The sequence below is a fragment of the Arthrobacter zhaoguopingii genome (genome assembly GCF_009828605.1).
Classification (GTDB): domain Bacteria; phylum Actinomycetota; class Actinomycetes; order Actinomycetales; family Micrococcaceae; genus Arthrobacter_D; species Arthrobacter_D zhaoguopingii.
In genome coordinates, this window is sequence record NZ_WIAE01000021.1 from 14,274 (window position 1) to 34,838 (window position 20,565).

General features: G+C 69.0%; 18 protein-coding genes. 11 read left to right on the forward strand and 7 right to left on the reverse strand.

Features of this window, described 5'->3' with window-relative positions; all coding sequences use genetic code 11:
* Positions 1-9 precede the first annotated feature (9 nt).
* Genes sp36 through GVV77_RS17080 form a run of 3 tightly spaced genes read left to right on the forward strand, consistent with a single transcriptional unit; the run spans position 10 to position 1,569 of the window.
* Positions 10-171, forward strand: coding sequence for a Sp36 family protein (sp36, locus tag GVV77_RS17070; RefSeq protein WP_120167707.1), 162 nt, complete (start codon positions 10-12; stop codon positions 169-171).
* Positions 168-650 (forward strand): RidA family protein, encoded by a 483-nt coding sequence (locus GVV77_RS17075; protein ID WP_159620423.1) that lies wholly within the window; start codon positions 168-170, stop codon positions 648-650. The genes sp36 and GVV77_RS17075 overlap by 4 nt, the downstream gene beginning before the upstream one ends.
* A 4-nt stretch (positions 651-654) precedes the next feature.
* A complete protein-coding gene (locus tag GVV77_RS17080) occupies positions 655-1,569 on the forward strand; it encodes an NUDIX hydrolase (protein ID WP_159620425.1) in 915 nt (304 codons plus the stop codon).
* 115 nt (positions 1,570-1,684) lie between these two features.
* On the opposite strand, the gene GVV77_RS17085 is transcribed toward GVV77_RS17080, so the two are convergent.
* Positions 1,685-2,362 (reverse strand): Crp/Fnr family transcriptional regulator, encoded by a 678-nt coding sequence (locus tag GVV77_RS17085; RefSeq protein ID WP_120167713.1) that lies wholly within the window; start codon positions 2,360-2,362, stop codon positions 1,685-1,687.
* A gap of 223 nt (positions 2,363-2,585) precedes the next feature.
* On the opposite strand from GVV77_RS17085, the gene GVV77_RS17090 reads away from it, so the two are divergent.
* Complete coding sequence (locus tag GVV77_RS17090; RefSeq protein WP_159620427.1) at positions 2,586-3,770, forward strand: MarP family serine protease; 1,185 nt, start codon at positions 2,586-2,588, stop codon at positions 3,768-3,770.
* A gap of 18 nt (positions 3,771-3,788) precedes the next feature.
* Here GVV77_RS17090 and GVV77_RS17095 read toward each other — a convergent pair whose 3' ends face one another.
* Positions 3,789-4,724 carry an NAD-dependent epimerase/dehydratase family protein gene (locus GVV77_RS17095; protein ID WP_159620429.1) on the reverse strand — a complete coding sequence of 312 codons (936 nt, stop codon included), beginning with the start codon at positions 4,722-4,724 and terminating at the stop codon, positions 3,789-3,791.
* A 134-nt stretch (positions 4,725-4,858) separates the two neighbouring features.
* Between GVV77_RS17095 and GVV77_RS17100 the strand changes: the two genes are divergently transcribed.
* The 4 genes from GVV77_RS17100 (at position 4,859) to GVV77_RS17115 (ending at position 9,565) form a co-directional block, all read left to right on the forward strand.
* Positions 4,859-5,569: a TetR/AcrR family transcriptional regulator gene (locus GVV77_RS17100; protein ID WP_159620431.1), complete on the forward strand. Its 711-nt coding sequence runs from the start codon at positions 4,859-4,861 to the stop codon at positions 5,567-5,569.
* 264 nt (positions 5,570-5,833) lie between these two features.
* The gene (locus tag GVV77_RS17105; protein ID WP_159620433.1) at positions 5,834-7,531 is read left to right on the forward strand and encodes an ABC transporter substrate-binding protein; all 1,698 of its coding nucleotides are present in this window, start codon (positions 5,834-5,836) and stop codon (positions 7,529-7,531) included.
* 91 nt (positions 7,532-7,622) lie between these two features.
* A complete protein-coding gene (locus tag GVV77_RS17110) occupies positions 7,623-8,627 on the forward strand; it encodes an ABC transporter permease (protein WP_159620435.1) in 1,005 nt (334 codons plus the stop codon).
* Between the two features lie 8 nt (positions 8,628-8,635).
* Complete coding sequence (locus GVV77_RS17115; protein WP_425483375.1) at positions 8,636-9,565, forward strand: ABC transporter permease; 930 nt, start codon at positions 8,636-8,638, stop codon at positions 9,563-9,565.
* 113 nt (positions 9,566-9,678) lie between these two features.
* Here GVV77_RS17115 and GVV77_RS17120 read toward each other — a convergent pair whose 3' ends face one another.
* The 5 genes from GVV77_RS17120 to acs all read right to left on the reverse strand — a co-directional run bounded on the left by GVV77_RS17120 (position 9,679) and on the right by acs (position 16,954).
* Positions 9,679-11,142: a protein adenylyltransferase SelO gene (locus GVV77_RS17120; RefSeq protein WP_159620439.1), complete on the reverse strand. Its 1,464-nt coding sequence runs from the start codon at positions 11,140-11,142 to the stop codon at positions 9,679-9,681.
* Between the two features lie 118 nt (positions 11,143-11,260).
* On the reverse strand, positions 11,261-12,985 hold the full coding sequence (locus tag GVV77_RS17125; RefSeq protein ID WP_159620441.1) for a dipeptide ABC transporter ATP-binding protein: 1,725 nt from the start codon (positions 12,983-12,985) through the stop codon (positions 11,261-11,263).
* Positions 12,986-13,042: 57 nt separating this feature from the next.
* A complete protein-coding gene (aroQ, locus tag GVV77_RS17130) occupies positions 13,043-13,519 on the reverse strand; it encodes a type II 3-dehydroquinate dehydratase (protein WP_159620443.1) in 477 nt (158 codons plus the stop codon).
* Positions 13,520-13,545: 26 nt separating this feature from the next.
* Positions 13,546-14,865, reverse strand: coding sequence for an MFS transporter (locus GVV77_RS17135; protein ID WP_246199885.1), 1,320 nt, complete (start codon positions 14,863-14,865; stop codon positions 13,546-13,548).
* A 124-nt stretch (positions 14,866-14,989) separates the two neighbouring features.
* Positions 14,990-16,954 (reverse strand): acetate--CoA ligase, encoded by a 1,965-nt coding sequence (acs, locus tag GVV77_RS17140; RefSeq protein ID WP_159620445.1) that lies wholly within the window; start codon positions 16,952-16,954, stop codon positions 14,990-14,992.
* A 303-nt stretch (positions 16,955-17,257) separates the two neighbouring features.
* Here acs and GVV77_RS17145 point away from each other — a divergent pair, with 303 nt between their 5' ends.
* The 3 genes from GVV77_RS17145 to GVV77_RS17155 are packed head-to-tail and all read left to right on the forward strand — an operon-like array spanning position 17,258 to position 20,274.
* Positions 17,258-18,757, forward strand: a complete 1,500-nt coding sequence (locus GVV77_RS17145; RefSeq protein WP_159620448.1) for a hypothetical protein — start codon at positions 17,258-17,260, stop codon at positions 18,755-18,757.
* A 45-nt stretch (positions 18,758-18,802) separates the two neighbouring features.
* A complete protein-coding gene (nth, locus tag GVV77_RS17150; RefSeq protein ID WP_159620450.1) occupies positions 18,803-19,600 on the forward strand; it encodes an endonuclease III in 798 nt (265 codons plus the stop codon).
* Positions 19,597-20,274: an NUDIX hydrolase gene (locus GVV77_RS17155; RefSeq protein WP_246199886.1), complete on the forward strand. Its 678-nt coding sequence runs from the start codon at positions 19,597-19,599 to the stop codon at positions 20,272-20,274. The genes nth and GVV77_RS17155 overlap by 4 nt, the downstream gene beginning before the upstream one ends.
* The last annotated feature ends 291 nt before the right edge of the window (positions 20,275-20,565 follow it).

Here is a 20,565-nt window from a genome sequence, read left to right on the forward strand (position 1 = left end):
CTTTGACGCATGACCAAATGGGAGTACTCCACGATTCCGCTGATCATCCACGCCACCAAGCAGATCCTTGATCAGTGGGGTGAGGACGGTTGGGAGCTCGTCCAGGTGGTTCCCGGACCCGACGGGAACGGCCTCGTGGCCTACCTCAAGCGCGAAAAGGGCCAGTCGTGACCGGCACTGAAACCGCCCCCTCGGCGGTCGAGGCGCGGCTTTCCGAGCTGGGCATCACCCTGCCGGCCGTCGCCGCGCCGGTCGCCAGTTACGTGCCGGCTGTTATCTCGGGCACCTTCGTCTACACCTCCGGGCAGCTTCCCTTCATTGACGGGAAGCTTCCGGCCACCGGCAAGGTCGGGGCCGCCGTAGACGCCGACACCGCCCAGTCCCTCGCGGCCACCTGCGCCGTGAACGCCCTGGCCGCGGTCAAGGAGCGGATCGGCGACCTGGACCGGGTGACAAGGATCGTCAAGGTTGTCGGCTTCGTCGCCTCCGACCCGGCCTTCACCGGCCAGCCGGCCGTCATCAACGGGGCCTCCAACCTGCTGGGTGAGGTCTTTGGAGATGCCGGAGTCCATGCCCGTTCCGCCGTCGGCGTCGCCGTGCTTCCCCTTGATGCACCGGTCGAGGTCGAGATGATCGTGGAGTTCGTCTAGTCCCGTGGACCGACTCAGCAACCGCAGGTTCCCCCTCCATCCCGAGGAGCGCAGCGCCGCCCGGGGCTGGGTGGAATATGGTGCCCGCACCCCCCTGAAGGCCCGCCCGGCCTCCTCGGTCGTCCTGCTCCGAGATAGCCCGACGGGCGCGGAGACCTACCTCACCTGTCGCCGGAGCGAATCGCCGCTGGGAATCGTTGGGTTCCCGGGCGGCCTGATTGAGGAGTTCGACGACGACCCGGTCGACTGGTGCGGACCCAGCCCCTCTGCCTGGGCGAAGGCGCTGGGGACCGACGACCACAACCTGGCCCGGCGCCACGTGCTGGCCGCCGTGCGCGAACTCTTCGAGGAAACTGGCGTGCTGCTGGCGGGGCCCGACTCCACCAGCATGGTGGAGAGCACCCGCGGCCGGGAATGGATGAAGGCGCGTGAGTCCGTCGCCCACCAGGACAGCTCTTTTGCCGAGGTCCTCAGCCGGCGCGGGCTGGCCGTCCGGTCCGACCTGATCAAGCCGCTGGCGCACTGGCTGACCCCCGACTTTGCGCACCGCCGCTTCGACACCCACTACTTCGCCGTGGCCCAGCCCGTGAACCAGTCGCCCACCCTCCTTGAGAGCAAGGGCATCTGGGGCGACTGGAAGTGCGCGGCGCAGGAGATCGAGCGCCGGAACACCACCGGACTCGGTGACGAGGTGGGCCAGCCCAACACCGTGGGGCGCACCCTGAGCGAGATCACGGTCCCCGCAGTGGAGCTGATCCTCGAAAAGCTCGGCTCATCGCGCGGCTGCATCGCCTATCTTTCCCACAAGCGGAAGATCAAGCTCTACTACCCGCACCTGGCCGAGCACGACGGCGACCTGATGCTCGAGGTCGCCTGCCCCGTGCTGACCGAGGGCGGCTCGGCCCAGCGCGGCCGATAGAAGCGCGGCCGATAGAAGGTAGTGCAGTTAACCGGTAGCGCGGTAGTGGCGCGGTCGATGAAAGTGCAGCGCAGCTCAGCCGCAGCAGTGCGGCCGGACCACCCCGGGGGCCGGGTCAGCGGCTGCGCTGCCGCAGCCGCTGGATGTCGAGGATGACGACGGCGCGGGCCTCGAGGCGGAGCCAGCCGCGCTGGACAAACTCGGCGAGGGCCTTGTTGACCGTTTCACGTGAAGCGCCGACCAGTTGGGCCAGTTCCTCCTGCGTGAGTTCGTGGGCCACCAGGACGCCGTCGGTTGCGGGCCTGCCGAAACGGTCGGCCAGATCCAGCAGCGCCTTCGCGACGCGGCCGGGGACATCGGAGAACACGAGGTCAGCGAGGGACTCGTTGGTGCGGCGCAGCCGGCGGGCGAGCGCCTGGAGCAGCTGGGCTGAGACCTCGGGGCGGGTCTCGAGCAGCACCCGCAGGTTCTCGTTCTTCAGCCCCGCCAGCCGGGTCTCCGACACCGCCGTCGCCGTGGCCGTGCGCGGGCTGGGATCGAACAGGGCCATTTCGCCGAAGAGTTCGCCCGGGCCGAGGATGGCCAGCAGGTTCTCCCTGCCGTCCTGGGCGGTGCGGCCCAGCTTGATCTTGCCGGAGACGATGAAGTACAGCTGGTCGCCCTGATCTCCCTCACGGAAAACCGACGATCCACGCGAGAGGTCAACTTCGGTCAACTCATCAGTGAGGGCGGCGAAGACGTCGTCTCCCAGCGAAGCGAAGAGCGGCGCCCGGCGCAGTACCTCGATATCCATGAATTCTCCTGTTGACTTGGGGTGGTGCGGCGGTCCCGCGTGGCCTCTACCGTCCCATCTTGCCGTACCCGGGCATGATGGGACAGCCGGTACACGCCATTCCGCCCGCGTTAAGCGGTCCGCGCAACCCGTGCGATGCCGCCGGACGGCTCCCGGCCGATAGAATCGGGACTCAGTGATGGAGGTGCGCGGCTTCCGGACGAAGCACACTGGGAGAACGGACATGCCCGACTTCACGATTCTCGACGTCGTACTGGGCCTTGTGCTGCTCGGGTACCTCGCCGTGGGGCTCCGCAACGGGCTCTTCGTGACCCTTGGCGGCATCGTCGGGTTCATCGCCGGGGCCGTGGCCGCCTTCTTCGCCATCCCGCTGGTCAGCGCGGCGGTCCCCGACAACGGCTGGCGCCTTCCCGCCGTCATCGCCACAGCCCTCGTCCTCGTCGTCGTGGGCCAGGCCCTCGGCGCCGGCCTGGGGTCCTCGATCCGGCGCTGGCTGAAGGCCCGGCCCCTGCGGACGGTCGACCGGCTGCTCGGCGGTGCGGTCAACACCGTGGTGGCGGCGCTGGTGATGTCGATGCTCGCCTTCAGCGTGGGCACCCTCGGCGTTCCCTTCCTGTCCCAGCACCTGGCCGCCTCGCAGGTCATCCGCGGCATCGACAGCGCAACCCCGGCACCGGTGCGCACCTGGCTGGCGCAGCTGCGCACCATCGCCGTGGACGACGGCATCCCCACCATCCTGGACACCGTCGCGCCGCCGTTGGCCGCGGAGGTCCCCGACGAATCCGTCGACACCCCCGAACTCGCCGCAGCCGCGGCGTCGGTGGTGCGGATCGCCGGCACGGCCTTTCAGTGCGGGCAGAACCAGACCGGCACCGGGTTCGTGGTGGCACCCGGCCGCGTCATCACCAACGCGCACGTCGTGGCGGGGGTGGGTGAACCCGTCGTCGAGGTCCTGGGCGGAGGGGCGCTGCCAGGGCGGGTCGTCCACTTTGATCCGGCCCGCGACATCGCCGTCCTCGCCGTCGACGGCCTGAACCGGAATGCGCTGCCGCTGGGAGAGGAACTGCCCCGCGGGACGACGGCGGCCTTCGCCGGCTACCCGGCCGGCGGGCCCTATCGGATCCAGCCCGCCAGCGTGCAGAACCTGTCCCCGGTGATGGTCCAGAACATCTACGGCGCCAGTCCGCAGCTGCTCCAGGTGTACAGCCTGGCCGCTAACGTGCAGCAGGGTAATTCCGGCGGGCCGCTGCTCGACCTGCAGGGCCGGGTTGCCGGGGTGGTCTTTGCCAAGTCCACGGCCGAGGCGCCCGTCGGGTATGCGCTGTCGCTGGCCGAGCTGCGGCCGATCGCCGAGCGCGCGACGGGCTATGCCGCCGCTGTCCCCTCCGGGCAGTGCACCCCGCGCTGACGGGATGACCAGCACCCTTTATGCGGCGGACAGTTCCCCACGCCACCAGCGCACGGTCTCGGCGACGGCTCCCTGCAAGGGCGTCGGTGCGATGCCGAGAACCTGCTCCGAGGCCGAGGAGTCCATGACGAACGGCCGGTCGAACTGATAGGACAGCTCGGCCAGCTCACGCATGGATGGCATGAAGACGCCGAGCCTGCGGACGAGCCAGCCCGGGGTTCCCGTGAGCCGGGGCGCGGAGACGCCGGCCTCCGCCGCGAACGCCTCGACGAGGGCGCGCTGGGTGAGTGCCGGGAGCGTTGGCGCGTGCAGCACGCGGTCTTGGGTCCGCGGCAGGTCGGCGGCAGCGATCATGGCGGCAGCAAGGTCTGGGATGTAGGTGAAGGAGTGCGGGGCGTCGGGGCTGCCGATCAGCTGGATCGGTTTCCCGCCGAGCACCGAGGGCACCATCCGCTCACCGGCGTGTGCCGTGCGCACCCTGGGACCATAGAAGTCGGAGGCGACGATAGAGACGGTGTCCGTGGTGGACGCGGCGCGGGCGGCCAGGAGAGCCGTGCGGACTCCGCGCTTGCCGGTGCCGGCGGCCCGCTCGGAGTCCTCCGTCATCACCTCGCCGGGGATGCTGTAGGAGTAAAGGCTTTCCGGGAAGACCGCAAGGGCACCCTGCGGGCCGGCGGCGTCGAGCACCACGGCCTCGGTGGCCGGAAGTTCCCGCTGCCAGGCCTGCGCCGTGTAGGCGCTGGCGTGGATGCAGTGGAAGACCGCCGCGGCTCCCGCGAAAGCCGGCCCGAGCGCGACGGCGTCCGAGGCATCGATCCGGAGTTTCTCGATCAGGGGGTGCACCGGTCCGGAGCCCGACCGCGTGAGGATCCGCACGGAATCTCCGCGCCCGGCCAGCTGCTCGGCGATGGTCCAGCCAACAGGTCCTGCTCCGGTGACGACGTACAGGGTCATGGTCGTGCCTTTCGTGAAGAACGGTGCGATGAGAGCAGTGCTCTCAAAACCAGCATGCAGACTGTTGGGAGCGAAGTCAAGAGCAGTGCTCGCAATTGTTGACGGCGCTCTCCTTTCGATGCGAGAGTGGGCTCATGGCAGGAACACCGCGGGAGCGCGCACGGCAGCAGACCCTGGAGGACATCACCCGCATCGGGCGCCGGCAGCTGGGGGAGGTGGGCGCCGCTGCGCTCTCACTCCGCGCAGTCGCCCGGGAGCTCGGCGTCGTTTCCTCCGCCGTGTACCGGTACGTGGCGAACCGTGACGAGCTGCTCACGCTTCTCCTGGTCGATGCCTATACCGAACTCGGCGATGAGGTGGATGCCGCAGTCGAGCGGGCCGGGCCGTCGGCTTCAGACCGCTTTGCCGCCCTCGCGCGGGCCGTCCGGTCGTGGGCTTTGCGCGAGCCGTCCCGATACGCGCTGCTCTTTGGCAGTCCAGTTCCGGGTTATGCGGCTCCGGCGGAACGCACCACCGCGCAGGGGACACGCGTCGTTACGCTGCTCGCACGGATCGTGGACGACGCCTGGGACGCGGGAGGAATCACGGGCGGGGCCGGTGTCGCGCCCAACGAACTTGCAGCGGATTTTCAGGCCATCCGCGACCAGCTATCCCTCTCGATACCGGACGGAGTCCTCGCTGCAACCGTCCAGGCATGGTCGGCCCTCTTCGGCGCGGTCTCCTTCGAGGTTTTCGGGCAGTACGGCAAGGACACCTTCGTCGATCCGGATGCCCTCTACGACTACACCGTCGGGCGGCTGGCGGAGCAGCTGGGGCTGCTGGCGAAATGTGCGGCATCATCGTAAGGACGGGGATCACCGGGCCCGAGGTACGCAACCGCCCCGGGGGAGTCGCCCCGGGGGAGTCGCGGCAGGGTACCGCCGACCGGGTCCGTCGGGTGGCGGACTTTGCCTCCGCGAGACCAAATCGTGACCGGATGGATGCGGGAAATACGAAAACCGGCCGTTTTAGAAGTTAGGCTCGTCACACGGCCAGTGCGCACAGGCGCGTTCCGGTCCGGCGGATACAGGGTTGTCCGGCCAGAATCACTCGTTCAACAGGAGCTCAAAATGTCTACACGCGACACTTCTGTGCGCAGGTTCCATCCCACCAGGAAACGTGTTGCGTTGACTGCGGGAATATCCATCGGCGCGCTGCTCATGACCGGCTGCGTCCAGAGCCAGCGCGAAGAGGGGGCCGGCGCCGAAGGTTCGGGCGAGGCCGTCAATTCGACCTTCGTCTTCGCTGCGTCCTCCGACCCGAAGTCCCTCGACCCGGCCTTCGCCAGCGACGGCGAGTCCTTCCGCGTCAGCCGCCAGATCTTCGAGGGCCTCGTCGGTGTGGAGAAGGGCACCGCGGATCCCGCGCCGCTGCTCGCCGAGTCGTGGGAGACCTCCGAGGACGGACTGGCGACGACCTTCCAGCTGAAGGAGGGAGTGAAGTTCCACGACGGGACCGACTTCAACGCCGAGGCCGTCTGCTTCAACTTCGACCGCTGGTACAACTGGACCGGCCTCCAGCAGGCCGAGACCGTCTCCTACTACTACAACTCGCTCTTCCGCGGGTTCAAGGACCAGCCTGACGAAGCCGTCTACGAATCCTGCGAGGCCAACGGCGACAACGAGGTCACCGTCAACCTGGCCAAGCCGTTCGCCGGGTTCGTGCCGGCGCTCTCCCTGCCGGCGTTCGCCATGCAGAGCCCCACCGCGCTTGAGGAGTTCAAGGCCGACGAGATCGGTGGTTCCGAGGAATCACCGAAGCTCAGCGAGTACGCCCTCGGCAACCCGGTGGGCACCGGTCCCTTCAAGTTCGAGTCCTGGGACGTCGGACAGCAGCTTGAGCTGTCGATCTTCGAGGATTACTGGGGCGAGAAGGGCCAGATCACCGAGACGATCTTCCGCATCATCGACGACCCGCAGGCCCGCCGCCAGGCCCTCGAGGCCGGAACCATCGACGGGTACGACCTGGTCGCCCCGGCCGACGTCCAGTCCCTGAAGGACGGCGGATACAACGTGGTGGCCCGCGACCCGTTCACCATCCTGTACCTGGGCTTCAACCACAAGGTGGAGCAGCTCGCGGACCCGCTGGTCCGTGAAGCCATCGCGCACGCCATCGACAAGGAGGCTCTGGTCGCCCAGACCCTTCCTGAGGGCACCGAGGTCGCGACCCAGTTCATCCCCGACGTCGTCGACGGCTACAACGAGGACGTCACCACGTACGACTTCGATCCGGAGAAGGCTAAGGAACTCCTCGCCGAGGCCGGGTACCCCGACGGCTTCGAGGTCCAGTTCAACTACCCGACGAACGTCTCCCGTCCGTACATGCCCACCCCGGAGCAGGTCTTCACGAACCTCCAGGCGCAGCTGGCCGACGTCGGAATCACCGTCACCCCGGCGCCTGCCGCCTGGTCCCCTGACTACCTCGACCAGGTTCAGGGCACCGAGGACCACGGCCTGCACCTGCTCGGCTGGACCGGCGACTACAACGACACCGACAACTTCATCGGCGTCTTCTTCGGCCAGCAGAAGCCGGAATTCGGTTTCGACAACCCCGAGCTGTTCGCCGCACTCAATGAGGCGCGGGGCATGACCGACCGCGAGGAGCAGACGAAGGCGTACGAGGAGATCAACGAGCAGATCGCCGAGTTCATCCCGGCCATCCCGCTGGCCCACCCGGCACCTTCGCTGGCGTTCAACGAACGAGTGACCTCCTACCCGGCCAGCCCGGTCAACGATGAGGTCTTCAGCGAGATCGAGCTCAGCAAGTAATACCAGCACGTCCAGTGGAGCCGGACCCGTACGATAGGTCCGGCTCCACTGTGTTGGAGAGCACATCCTGGTTTCCCCCCGAGAGGACACTGTGTTACGCGTCATAGGCAAGCGAATTGCCCTGCTCATCCCCACGTTGTTTGGGCTGTCCGTTCTGCTCTTCCTCTGGGTGCGCAGCCTCCCGGGAGGTCCGGCGACCGCGCTGCTCGGTGAGAAGGCGACCCCCGAGGCCGTCGCCCGGGTGAACGAGCTCTACGGGTTCGACCGGCCCCTCCTGACCCAGTACTTCACCTACATGGGCAAGCTGCTGCAGGGCGACTTCGGGATCTCCATCAACACCGGGCGTCCCGTCCTCGAAGAATTCGCAACCCGCTTCCCGGCGACCATCGAACTCACGATCGTGGCCCTGATCTTCGCCATCGGCGTCGGCGTGCCGCTGGGATACGCGGCGGCCCGCCACTACGGCCGTTTCGTGGACCACAGCTCAGTGGTGCTGAGCCTGATTGGCATCACCGTCCCGGTGTTCTTCCTCGCGTTCATCTTCAAATACCTTTTCGCGATCCAGTGGTCCCTCCTGCCGCCCGACGGCCGGCAGAACCCGCGCATCAACGCGACCCACGTCACCGACTTCTACGTCCTGGACGGGCTGCTCACGGGGGAGTGGGACGCCGCGTGGGATGCCTTCCTGCATCTGATCCTGCCGGGGCTGGCCCTGGGCACCATCCCGCTGGCCATCATCGTGCGCATCACGCGGGCCTCGGTGCTTGAGGTGCAGAACGCCGACTACGTGCGCACCGCCCGGGCCAAGGGCCTGATGGAGCGCACCATCCGCGGCCGGTTCATCCTCCGCAACGCCATGCTTCCGGTGGTGACGACGATCGGCCTGCAGCTCGGCCTGCTCATCTCGGGTGCCGTGCTCACCGAGACGGTCTTCGCGTTCAACGGCATCGGGCGGTTCCTGCGCGATGCCATCTTCGGCCTTGACTACCCGGTCCTCCAGGGGTTCATCATCTTCATCGCCATCCTCTACGCGATCATCAACCTCCTGGTTGATATTTCCTACAGCATCATCGACCCGAGAGTGCGTGTGCAGTGAGTGCAATCTTGCCCCCCGCCGTCGGCGGATCAGCAGCCCCGACAGACCCGGCGATCGAGACCGGGGGTGGAACCGGCCTCTGGAAGGACGCGTTCCTCCGCCTGCGGCGCAACCCGCAGGCCATCGCCGGCGCCGTCATCATCGGACTGTTCCTGCTCGTGGCGCTCCTCGCGCCGGTCCTGGCCCCCTATGGCGGCAACGAGCTGCCCGGCCGCACCGAAATCACCCCCACCACCATCCCCGGGCCCGGGGAGATCGGCGGCTACCCGCTCGGGCTCGACCGCTTCGGCGGCGACCTGCTGAGCAAGCTGATCTGGGGCGCCCAGGCGTCCCTGCTGATCGGCGTGGTGTCCACCGCCCTGGGCCTCGCCGGCGGAATGCTCCTCGGTGTCCTCGCCGGCGGCTTCGGCGGCTGGGTGGACAACGTCATCATGCGGTTCGTCGACATCCTGCTGTCGGTGCCGAACCTGCTGCTCGCGGTGAGCATCGCCGCCATCCTGGGCCAGAGCCCGTACGCGATCATGATCGCCATCGGCGTCTCGCAGATCCCGATCTTTGCGCGGCTGCTCCGTTCCTCGATGCTCTCCCAGCGCGGATCCGACTACATCCTGGCCGCGCAGACCCTCGGGCTGAGCCGCAGCACGATCACCATGAGCCACCTGCTGCCCAACAGCATGGGCCCGGTGATCGTGCAGGCAACGCTCACCCTGGCCACCGCGGTGATCGACGCCGCCGCGCTGTCCTTCCTCGGCCTCGGCGGCGGACTGCCGCAGGCCGCCGAGTGGGGCCGGATGCTCACCTACGCCCAGGCCGAGCTGAGCGTCGCGCCGCAGCTGGCGTTCCTGCCCGGCGCGTGCATCGCCATCACCGCCCTCGGCTTCACCCTCCTGGGGGAGTCCCTCCGGGAGGCCCTGGATCCGAAGACGCGGCAGAAGTAACCCGACGGGAGCCCGCTCCCGCCGCCTCGTCGAATCCACCTCGTCGAATCCACCTCGTCGAATCCACCTCGTCGAATCCGCCCCGTCGCTCTCCAAGCGGCGGGGCGTCGGCGTTAAGTGCCGCAGAAGGTCCGGTACGGGCCGAAGTCCTCCGGGGCGCCGACCGCATAGCGTTCAAGGCCGGGCCGCTCGTCGTAGGGCGCCGTCACGGCTTCGAGGAGGCCCGCCAGCGGGCCCAGGTCGTCGTTCGTGGCCGCAGCCAGGGCCTCCTCGACGAGGTGGTTGCGGGGAATGTAGGCCGGGTTGGCCCGGTCCATCGCCGCCGCGTCCGGGCCGAGGGCGAGCCACCGCTGCGCCCAGGCGTCGAACCCCGCAGGATCCGCGGTCCGGCTCCGGGCCGGCCCGGCGTCCCCCCGGGCGGCGGAGCCGAGGTCCCGGAAGAACGAGGTGTAGTCAGCCCTGCCGGTCTGCAGCAGGGCCAGGAGGTCGTCCACCAGCCGGACGGCCTCGCCGTCGGGCACGGAGCCGGCCAGGCCGAGCTTGGCCTTCATTCCGGCCAGCCACGCGGCGCTGTACCGGGCGCGGAACGCCTCGAGGGAGGCGACCGCGGCCTCGACGGCCCGCTCCTGGTCCTCGTGGATCAGGGGCAGCAGGGCCTCCGCCAGCCGGGCGAGGTTCCACTCGGCGACCAGCGGCTGGTTGCCGTAGGCATAGCGCCCGCCGGAGTCGATCGAGCTGTACACCGTGGCCGGGTCGAAGGCGTCAAGGAAGGCGCAGGGCCCGTAGTCGATGGTCTCGCCCGAGATGGTCATATTGTCGGTGTTCATCACCCCGTGGATGAAGCCTGCGAGCATCCACCGGGCCACCAGGGAGGCCTGGGCGGAGACCACCGCCTCAAACAGGGCGAGGTAGGGCGCCTCGGCCGAGGCGGCCTGCGGATGGTGCCGGGCGATGGCGTGGTCCGCGAGGCGGCGCAGCAGGGCCAGATCGTCGCCGGCCGCGGCGTACTGGAAGCTGCCCACCCTCAGGTGGCTGTCCGCCACCCGGGCGAGCACCGCTCCAGGCAGCACCGTTTCCCGGCGCACCGGCCGGCCGGTGGCCACCACGGCCAGCGAACGGGTCGTCGGGATGCCCAGGGCGTACATGGCTTCGCTGACGATGTACTCGCGCAGCATGGGGCCCACGGCCGCCAGTCCGTCCCCGCCGCGCGCGAACGGCGTGCGCCCCGAACCCTTGAGGTGGAGATCGCGCAGGCGGCCGTCGGTGCCGGTGATCTCGCCCAGCAGCAGTGCCCGCCCGTCCCCGAGGCGGGGGCTGTAGCCGCCGAACTGGTGGCCGGCATAGGCCTGGGCCACGGGGGTGGCTCCGGCGGGCAGTGCGGTGCCGGTCAGGAACGAGACCCCCTCGGGTGTCCGCAGTGCTTCGGGGTCGAGGCCGAGCGTGGCAGCGAGCGGCTCATTGAGCACCAGCAGCCGCGGCTCCGGTGTTTCCTCGGCCTGCCAGGGGATGGCCAGCTCCGCCAGTTCCCGCGCGAAGCGGCCGTCCAGGGTGGCAGTGAATCCGGTTACGGCGCTCATGTCCCCAGAATACCGACGCCGGCGCCGCCGGACCGCTTCAACTTCCTACCCGCGGGCAGACCTTTGGAGGTGGACATCCCGGCGTGCATGCTGCACCGGGACGCCGCCGTCCGGGGCCTCAGGAGGCGATGCCGCCCTCGATCCGCAGTTCGTTGCCCGGAATGGAGGCGAGCAGCCGGCGCGTGTAGGGGTGGCGGGCGTTCTGGAAGACCTCTTCCGAGGTCGCTGCCTCGACGAGTTCGCCGTCCTTCATGACGCACACATAGTCGGAGATCAGGCGCACCACGGCGAGGTCGTGGGAGATGAACAGGTAGCTCAGGCCCAGTTCGGCCTGCAGGTCGCCGAGCAGCTTGAGGATCTGCGCCTGGACGAGCACGTCCAGTGCCGACACGGGCTCGTCGCAGACCAGCAGTTCGGGCTTCAGTGCCAGCGCGCGGGCGATAGCTACACGCTGGCGCTGCCCGCCGGACAGTTCCGAGGGGTAGCGGCGCAGGGCGTTCTGGGGCAGGGCCACCTGGTCCATCAGTTCCCGCACCCGGGCCGCCCGCTCCTTCTTGGAGCCGCGCTTGTAGGCGTTGAGTGGCTCCTCGACGATGCGTTCGATGGTGAACATCGGGTTCAGCGAGGAGTAGGGGTCCTGGAAGATCGGCTGGACCCGCTGGCGGAAGTCGTTGAGCTGGGCCTTGTCGAGGGTGGCGACGTCCATGCCGTCGAAGGTCATGGTGCCTGAGGTGGGCTCGATGAGCTTCAGGAGCATGCGGGCCGTCGTGGTCTTGCCGGAGCCGGACTCGCCCACGATGGCGACCGTCTGGCCCCGCGGCACGTCAAGGGTGACGTTCTTGGCCGCGTAGAAGTCCTCGGAGCTGCCGCGGCGCTTGTAGACCTTGGTGAGGTCCCGGATCTCCACAATGTTCGCCGGGGCCACCGTCTTGCCGCTCTCGTGCTCGGCGAAGACGGCCTCGGCGAGCTTCGCCCGCTTGGCGGGGTCGTCGTTGTAGGCACCCGGACGCAGGCGGACGGCGGCGACGGACGGGGCGGCGCGCACCAGCGACTGCGTGTAGGGGTGCTGGGGGTCGTTGAGCAGCTGCTGGGCGGGGCCGGTCTCGACGACCCGGCCGCGGTGCATCACCACGAGGTCCGAGGCGCGCTCGGCGGCCAGCCCCAGGTCGTGGGTGATCAGCAGCACCGACGTGCCGAGCTGGTCCGTCATGGTGTCGATCTGGTCGAGGATGGTGCGCTGGACGGTGACATCGAGGGCGCTCGTCGGCTCGTCGGCGATCAGCAGCCGCGGCTGGCAGGCGAGCCCGATCGCGATCAGTGCGCGCTGGCGCATGCCGCCGGAGAATTCGTGCGGGTACTGCTTGGCGCGCTCGCCGGCGTCGGGCAGGCCGGCGGCGGAGAGGACCTCGATCACCTTCTGCTTGACGTTGGCCTTGGTGGCCATGCCGTGGACCAGCAACGTCTCGGCGACCTGGGTGCCGATCTTGGTGACGGGGTTGAGGTTCGACATCGGGTCCTGCGGCACCAGGCCGATCGCCCGGCCGCGGATGGAGCGCATCTTCGACTCGGCCAGGCCGACGAGCTCCTGGCCTTCGAAGAGGATGCTGCCGGCGGTGACCTTGCCGTTGCCCGGCAGCAGGCCGATGCAGGCCATGGCCGTTGTGGACTTGCCGGAACCCGATTCGCCGACGATCGCCAGGGTGGCTCCGCGTCGAAGGGTGAAGCTCGCGTTTTCGACGGCGCGCACCTCCCCGTGGGTGGTGCGGAAGCTGATCGCGAGGTCCCGGACTTCTAGCAGGGGCGCGTCGCTGGCCGTCGTACCGGCGGGAGTGATATCCGTCATGAAACTATGGTGCCCTACCGGCGCGCTTTTCGCGTAAGGCGACGTTCCGGGCCGATGCTAACTTTTTGGACTCGCCCCGTCCGGCGCGCCCAGCCGCGCCGCGAGGTGCTCCACGGCGAACCGGTATCCCTCAACTCCCGCCCCCACGATCACGGCGTCGGCGACGGCGGAGATGTAGGAGGTGTGCCGGAAGGCCTCGCGCCGGTGGACGTTGCTCAGGTGGACCTCCACCACGGGCAGACCGACGGCGGCCAGCGCGTCGGCGATGGCGATCGAGGTGTGGGTGTAGGCGCCGGCGTTGATGACAATCCCGCCGGCGGTGCCCGCCGCGCCGTGGATGGCGTCGATCAGTGCGCCTTCGTGGTTGGACTGGACGGCCCGCAGCGTGCATCCCCGCGCGGCCGCGGCGGTGCGGGCCGTCTCCTCGACGTCGGCGAGGGTCGAGGTGCCGTAGATTCCCGGCTCCCGCGTCCCCAACAGGTTCAGGTTGGGGCCGTTGAGCAGGAGGATGCTTGAGGTGGGGGCCGCGGTCATGGCTTAACTATGCCCCAGCCCGCAGCCTACGCCGTGGAGGCGGCGGGCTGCTGGCGTGCGCGGAGCCGGACGGCGAGGAGCGCCCCGACGAACGTGACGAGGCTGAGCACCACCAGCACGATGCCAGGGTGCCACCAGGCACCGTCGGTGGCCTGCCCGAAGGCCTGGGTGATGGAGGGGACGAAGCCGGCGATGATCGCCGCGAGGCTGTAGGCGAAGGACAGGGCGGTGAAGGCGGTCCGGGGATTGAAGATGTCCGCCATCAGCCCGCCGAGGGCCGCCCAGGTGGCGGTGGGCAGGATGCCTCCGATGAGGATGGCGGCGATGTAGGTCGGCGCGGTGGAGACGCTGATGACCCAGTAGAGCGGGAACGCGATGAGCGCGGTGCCCAGGGCGCCGCCGGCGACGACCCTGGCCGATCCGAGCCGCATGGCGAGGTAGCCGAAGGCGGGGATGGTGACGAGTTGGAGCAGGGATCCGATCAGGGCGGCGTTGAGGACCGTGGCCTCGCTCAGGCCGAGCCGTTCGGTGCCGTAGGCCTGGGTGTAGGACACCATCAGGAAGTAGGAGCCGATGCCGAGGACCGCGGAGGCCGCGGCCACCACGATCGCGGCGGGCTGTGAGCGGATGACCTCGAGGAACGGGACGCGGGCGAGCTTGTTGCTGGTGGCGGCGTCCTTGAAGACCGGGGTCTCGTCGATGGCAAGGCGCAGGTAGATCGCCACGGCGAGGAAGGGGAACGCCAGCAGGAACGGGATCCGCCAGCCCCAGGTGGTCATCACGTCGGGCACGGTGACGGTCAGGATCAGGAAGATCAGCGAGATGAGCATGGTCCCCACCGGTGAACCGAGCTGGGGAATCGACGCGTAGAGCGCACGCCGGCGCGGCTCGGCGTGCTCGGTGGCGATGAGGATGGACCCGCCCCACTCACCGCCCAGGGAGAGCCCCTGGAGCAGGCGGAGCACCGTGAGGATGATCGGAGCCCACACCCCGATGGTGTTGTAATCGGGCAGCAGGCCAACCGTGCCGGTGGCCAGGCCCATCAGGGTGATGGTCCAGATCAGGGTCTTCTTGCGGCCGATGCGGTCGCCGAGGTGCCCGAAGAGGATGGCGCCCAGCGGGCGCGCGACGAAGCCCATGGCGAAGATGAGGAACGCCGACAGGGTTCCGGCCAGGGGGTCCTGTTCGGTGAAGAACACCTCATTGAAGACCAGCGCGGCCGCGGTGCCGAACACATAGAAGTCATAGGACTCCAGGGCGGTTCCAACGAAGGAGGCGCCGGCGGCCCGGCGGGCCATCCGGGGACGGGTGACGGGGGCGGGCGCGGCGGCGAGTGAACTTGACACGCTGACGATTGTCCACCCGGCTCCGGCACGGGTGCCAACGTTTGAGTCCAATCTCACACCGGCCGCTCCGGCGGGCCCGCCGCCGGAACGGCAGGACGGGCCCGGCGGGCGGTCCGGGGGCCGCCTACTTCCGCAGCGAGGCGGCGATCTGCTGCATCACCGTGTTGTCGGCCAGGGTCGTCGCGTCCCCGACCTCGCGGCCCTCGGCGACATCCTTGAGCAGGCGCCGCATGATCTTGCCGCTGCGGGTCTTGGGCAGCTCCGGCACCACGAGGATGTTGCGCGGCTTGGCGATCGGGCCGATCTCCTTGCCCACGTGGTTGCGCAGCGTGGTGACGATGTCGTCGTCGTCCTTGGCCGAGCCGCGCAGGATCACGAAGGCTACCACCGCCTCGCCCGTGGTCTCGTCCTTGGCGCCGACGACGGCAGCCTCGGCCACCGACGGGTGGCTGACCAGAGCCGATTCGATTTCGGTGGTCGACAGCCGGTGCCCCGAGACGTTCATGACGTCGTCGACCCGGCCGAGCAGCCAGATGTCGCCGTCCTCGTCCTTCTTGGCTCCATCGCCGGCGAAGTACATATCGTCGAAGCGCGACCAGTAGGTCTGCTTGAACCGCTCCGGGTCGCCCCAGATGCCGCGCAGCATCGACGGCCACGGCTCGCGGACCACGAGGTAGCCGCCGGAGCCGTTGGGCACCGACTGGCCCATCTCGTCGACGACGTCGACGGCGATGCCCGGGACGGCGACCTGCGCCGAGCCGGGCTTGGTGCGGGTCACCCCGGGCATGGGCGAGATCATGTGGGCGCCCGTCTCGGTCTGCCACCAGGTGTCAACGATCGGCGCCTTTCCGCCGCCGATGATCTCCCGGTACCACATCCAGGCCTCGGGGTTGATGGGTTCGCCGACCGAACCCAGGACCCGGATCGAGGAGAGGTCGAACTTCTTCGGGATGTCCCGGCCCCACTTCATGAAGGTGCGGATGGCGGTGGGGGCGGTGTAGAGGATCGAGACCTTGTACTTCTCGATCAGCTCCCACCACCGGCCCTGGTGCGGGGTGTCCGGCGTCCCCTCGTACATCAGCTGCGTGGCGCCATTGATCAGCGGGGCGTAGGCGACATAGCTGTGCCCGGTCACCCAGCCGATGTCGGCGGTGCACCAGAAGACATCGGTCTCGGGGCGCAGGTCGAACGTGTACTTGTGGGTGAAGGCCGTCTGGGTGAGGAACCCGCCGGTGGTGTGGAGGATGCCCTTGGGCTTGCCGGTGGTTCCGGAGGTGTAGAGGATGAACAGCGGGTGTTCGGAGTCGTGCGCCACGGCGGTGTGCTCGCTGGAGGCGCTGTCGACGACGTCGTCCCACCAGACATCCCGGCCCTCGGTCCATTCGACCGGTTCGTTATTGCGCCGCACCACCACCACGTTGGTGATGGTCGATCCCTCTTTCTCGAGGGCGGCGTCGACGGCGGGCTTGAGGGCGCTGGGCTTGCCGCGCCGGTAGGTGCCGTCGGCGGTGACGACCAGCTTGGCCTCGGCGTCGTCGATCCGGCTGCGCAGCGCATCGGCGGAGAACCCGCCGAACACCACCGAGTGGACCGCCCCGATGCGGGCGCACGCCAGCATGGTGATGACCGCCTCGGGGATCATCGGCAGGTACACCGCGACGCGGTCGCCCTTCTGCAGGCCCAGAGATTCGAAGGCGTTGGCCGCCTTCTTCACCGACTCGGTGAGCTCCGCGTAGGTGTAGCTGCGCGTGTCGCCGGGCTCGCCCTCGAAATGGATGGCCATGCGGTCCCCGCGCCCCTCCTCGACGTGCCGGTCGAGGGCGTTATAGGCCGCGTTGAGCTTCCCGCCGACGAACCACTTGGCGAAGGGAGCCTCGGACCAGTCGAGGGTCTGGGTGAAGTCGGTCTCCCAGGAGAGGCAGGCCCGGGCCTGGTCCGCCCAGAACTCCGTCCCCCTGCTGCGGGCCTCCTCATAGAGGGAGGGCTGGGCGAGAGCCTGCGCGGCAAATTCCTCGCTGGGCGGGAAGCGGCGTTCCTCGTGGAGCAGGTTTTCAAACGCGTCGCCTTGCCTCTGGGCGCTTTCGGACATTTCTTACCCCTCTGCGGCTCGATCCATTCCTGGCTGAAATCCAGGCCGGCGCAGCGGTCCGCTGCGCAGATGCACTTCCCGAACATTATCGGCCAGTTCGCCGGACTTGTGTCAGCGATCACACTCCAGATGTGAAAGGCCGACTTTGTGCGTTGAGCGGTTCCGCCGCCCCGGTCCCGGTGCCCCGCGTGCTAGTGAAAGGGGATCGGGGGTGGCTACTGTGGAGGAAGGACATGGGCAGCCGGTGCCGCACCGGGTGCTTCCGTGCGGCCGCTGGCCGCCGCCACGAACGGGAGAGCAACAATGACCGAAGACTCGAAGGACCGGACGGCAGGCGTGGGCGCGCAGCCGGACGCCGCGACCGCCCGATCCTCAGCTGATGCCAGCGGCGGTGCCTCCGCTGCTGACACCGCCGTCGTGAAGCCGGCTGCCGGGAAGTCCGCCACGACTTCCGCCGGGAAGTCCACTGCGGCGTCCGCCGGGAAGGCCACCGGGAAGTCCGCCGCGACTTCCACCGGGACGTCCGTTGGAAAGTCCGCCGGGAAGGCCACCGGGAAGTCCACCGGGACCTCCGCTGCCGCGGATCCTTCCGGGGCGCGCTCCGCCGTTGGAAGCTCCGCCGGCGCGGCGGACCCGGCTGCCGGTGCCGCCACCACGGCCGTGCGTTCCGGTCCGGGCTCCGAAGGACCATACAGCTCCAGCAAGGCCGTGCTCGGGTCGTTCACGCTCCGGGAGGTGGTCCTGCTGGCCTCCGCCGCGGTGATCTTCCTGGGGACGCTGCTTCCCTTCTTCCGCGGAGAGGTGCGCTACGCGAACTTCTGGAACACCCTTCCGCTGTTCTTCGTGGGCATCGGCATCCTGCTCCCCGTGGCCGCCGCGGCCCTGGTCATCGGGCGGCGGCAGGGGGCCTCGGGCCTGCGGGTCGGTTCGTTCTCGGTCGACCAGTTCGCCTCGGTTGCGGCGTCCCTGGCCGCGGCGTTCTTCTTCCTCCAGACCATGACCGCCTTCCACATCGGCCCGCTGGTGTCGCTGATCGGCGCCGTGGGTATGCTGGCGGCAACGGTCCTGGCCCCGCACCTGCCGTTCTTCGCCAAGGACTTCAAGGAACGCGCCGAGACGCCGGCCCACCCCGTGGCCCGCGCCGTCCTGCCCACGCGGCCGAAGGCGCCAAAGGCACCCAAGGCGCCGAAGCCGGCCAAGGAAGAGAAGGTCAAGCAGCACTCCGTTGAGGTTCCCGTTTCGGGTACGGCTCAGCAGGCAGCAGCCTCCGACGCGGTGGGCTCGACGCCCGCGCCGCAGGCGCAGGGCGGGCCCCAGGCCGCGGCCGGCGACGCAGGGGGCGCAACGGCCGCCGCTGCCGGTTCGACCTCCGCCGGGGCAGCGGGCCAGCACTCGGGCCGGAGCTCGGCCGATGGCGCCGGAGATCCGGCGGCGGGTGCCCGGCAGGCGCAGACCCGGGACCCGGGAACCCCGGATTCCGCTGCGGCAGGTTCCGGTGCGTCGTCGGACGCGCAGACCCGCGTCCACCCGGTGACCGAGGCAGCCCCCCGGCAGCAGGAGACCATCTCGGCAACCCGGAGCGCCGACGAGGAGCAGGTGGTCGAGGCGTTCTGGTTCGCCGTCGGCACGCCAAGGCCCGTCGTCGACGAACAGTCCGGCCGCCAGCTTTTCATCGTGCAGCCCGGCGACTGGGAAGTGGGCATCGAGGACCGCGGCACCGAGTTCGTCGTGCAGGACAAGAGGACCGGGCAGATCGGCGTCATGCGCAATCTCACCAACATCGAACGGGCACCGCGGGAGTAATCCCCGCTGCCCTCCGACAGCACACCAGGCACGGGAGGCCGATTCATGAAGGGGCACACCAATGAGGCCGTGTCGGCCACGGCCCTGAAGCGGCGCGCCCGCCGGATCAACCGTGTGCTCGGGGAGGTGTACCCGTACGCCCATGCGGAGCTCGACTTCCGGAACCCCTTCGAGCTCCTCGTGGCCACGGTGCTCTCGGCGCAGACAACCGATGTGAGGGTCAACCTCACCACGCCCGTCCTCTTCGAGCGCTACCCGGACGCCCGGGCGCTCGCCGAGGCCGATCCCCAGGAGCTGCAGGAGCTGATCCGTCCGACCGGGTTCTTCCGGGCCAAGGCGAACAGCCTGCTGGCCCTGGCAAACCGCCTTGTCGACGAGTACGACGGTGAGGTGCCGGGCCGGCTCGAGGATCTTGTCACGCTCCCCGGGGTGGGCCGAAAGACGGCCAATGTGGTGCTGGGCAACGCCTTCGGGATTCCGGGGATCACCGTCGACACCCACTTCGGGAGGCTGGCGCGGCGCTTCGGCTGGACCGGGTCGGAGGATCCGGTCAAGGTCGAAATAGAGGTCGGTGCGCTGTTCGAGCCGAGGGACTGGACGGACCTTTCGCACCGCCTCGTCTTCCACGGACGCCGGATTTGTCATGCCAAGAAACCCGCCTGCGGCGCCTGCCCGGTCGCGGCGCTGTGCCCCTCCTACGGCGAGGGGGAGGTGGACCCGGTGAAGGCGGCCAAGCTGCTGAAGTACGAACTGGCACCGGGGCGTGAGGAACTGCTCGGGCTGATGCGCAGCGGGCAGACCCGCACCGAACTCCGCGCGGCCGGATACACCCTCGGAACGTGAGCGCCTACCAGTCCCTGCGCGACTACGCCGAGTCCATGAAGGACGCCGACTCCCTCGACCTGCCGACCGCCTGGCGGCTGCGGATTCTCAACCCGAAGAAGGCACGGCGGGCGGCGGTGCTGATTCTCTTTGGGACGGCCGACGACCATCTGGCGCCCGGCCATCCGGCCACCGCGCCGGCCGACCTCGACCTTCTGCTTGTCCAGCGCGCGGATTCCCTCAACAACCATCCCGGGCAGGTCGCCTTCCCCGGGGGTGCCATCGACCCCGGCGACGCCGACGAGCGGGCGGCCGCCCTGCGGGAAGCACAGGAGGAGACCGGGCTGGAGCCCTCAGGAGTCGAGGTGCTCTGCGCACTGCCCGAGGTCGGACTGCCCTTTAGCAACTTCCTGGTCACACCCGTGCTCGGCTGGTGGCTGCTGCCCACCCCGGTCGGCGTCGTGGACGAGGGCGAGTCGGCCCAGGTCTTCCGCGCGCCCGTCCGGGACCTGTTGAATCCGGCCAACCGCAGGACGGTCGTGTTCCAGCGCGGCGGTTCCACCGGCCTCAGCCCCGGCTTCGTGCTTCCCGAAGCCACCGTGTGGGGATTCACCGGGATGCTTCTCAGTTCCCTGTTCGATGCTCTGGGCTGGACCGAGCCGTGGGACGAGTCACTGGTCATCCCGCCGCCCTGATTCCGTTCCCCGCCGCCGCCCCCGCCCTCCGAGTGTGCAGCTCACCACCTTATGCGTCGTGCAGAGCGTGGTGATGTGCGGTTTCGGCGGGGCGGAGAGCGCAGCTAAGGCGCATGGGGCACGGGCCCGCCCTCCGAGTGTGCAGCTCACCACCCTTTCCTGCGGGCTGTCTCAGGTTGTTAGCGCAACACCGGTGATCAGTTCGTTGAGTTTGTCATAGGGTTTGCGCCAGTGGAGGGTTTGTCGGGGGCGGATGTTGAGTAGCGTTTGGACGTCGGCGAGTTCAGCATC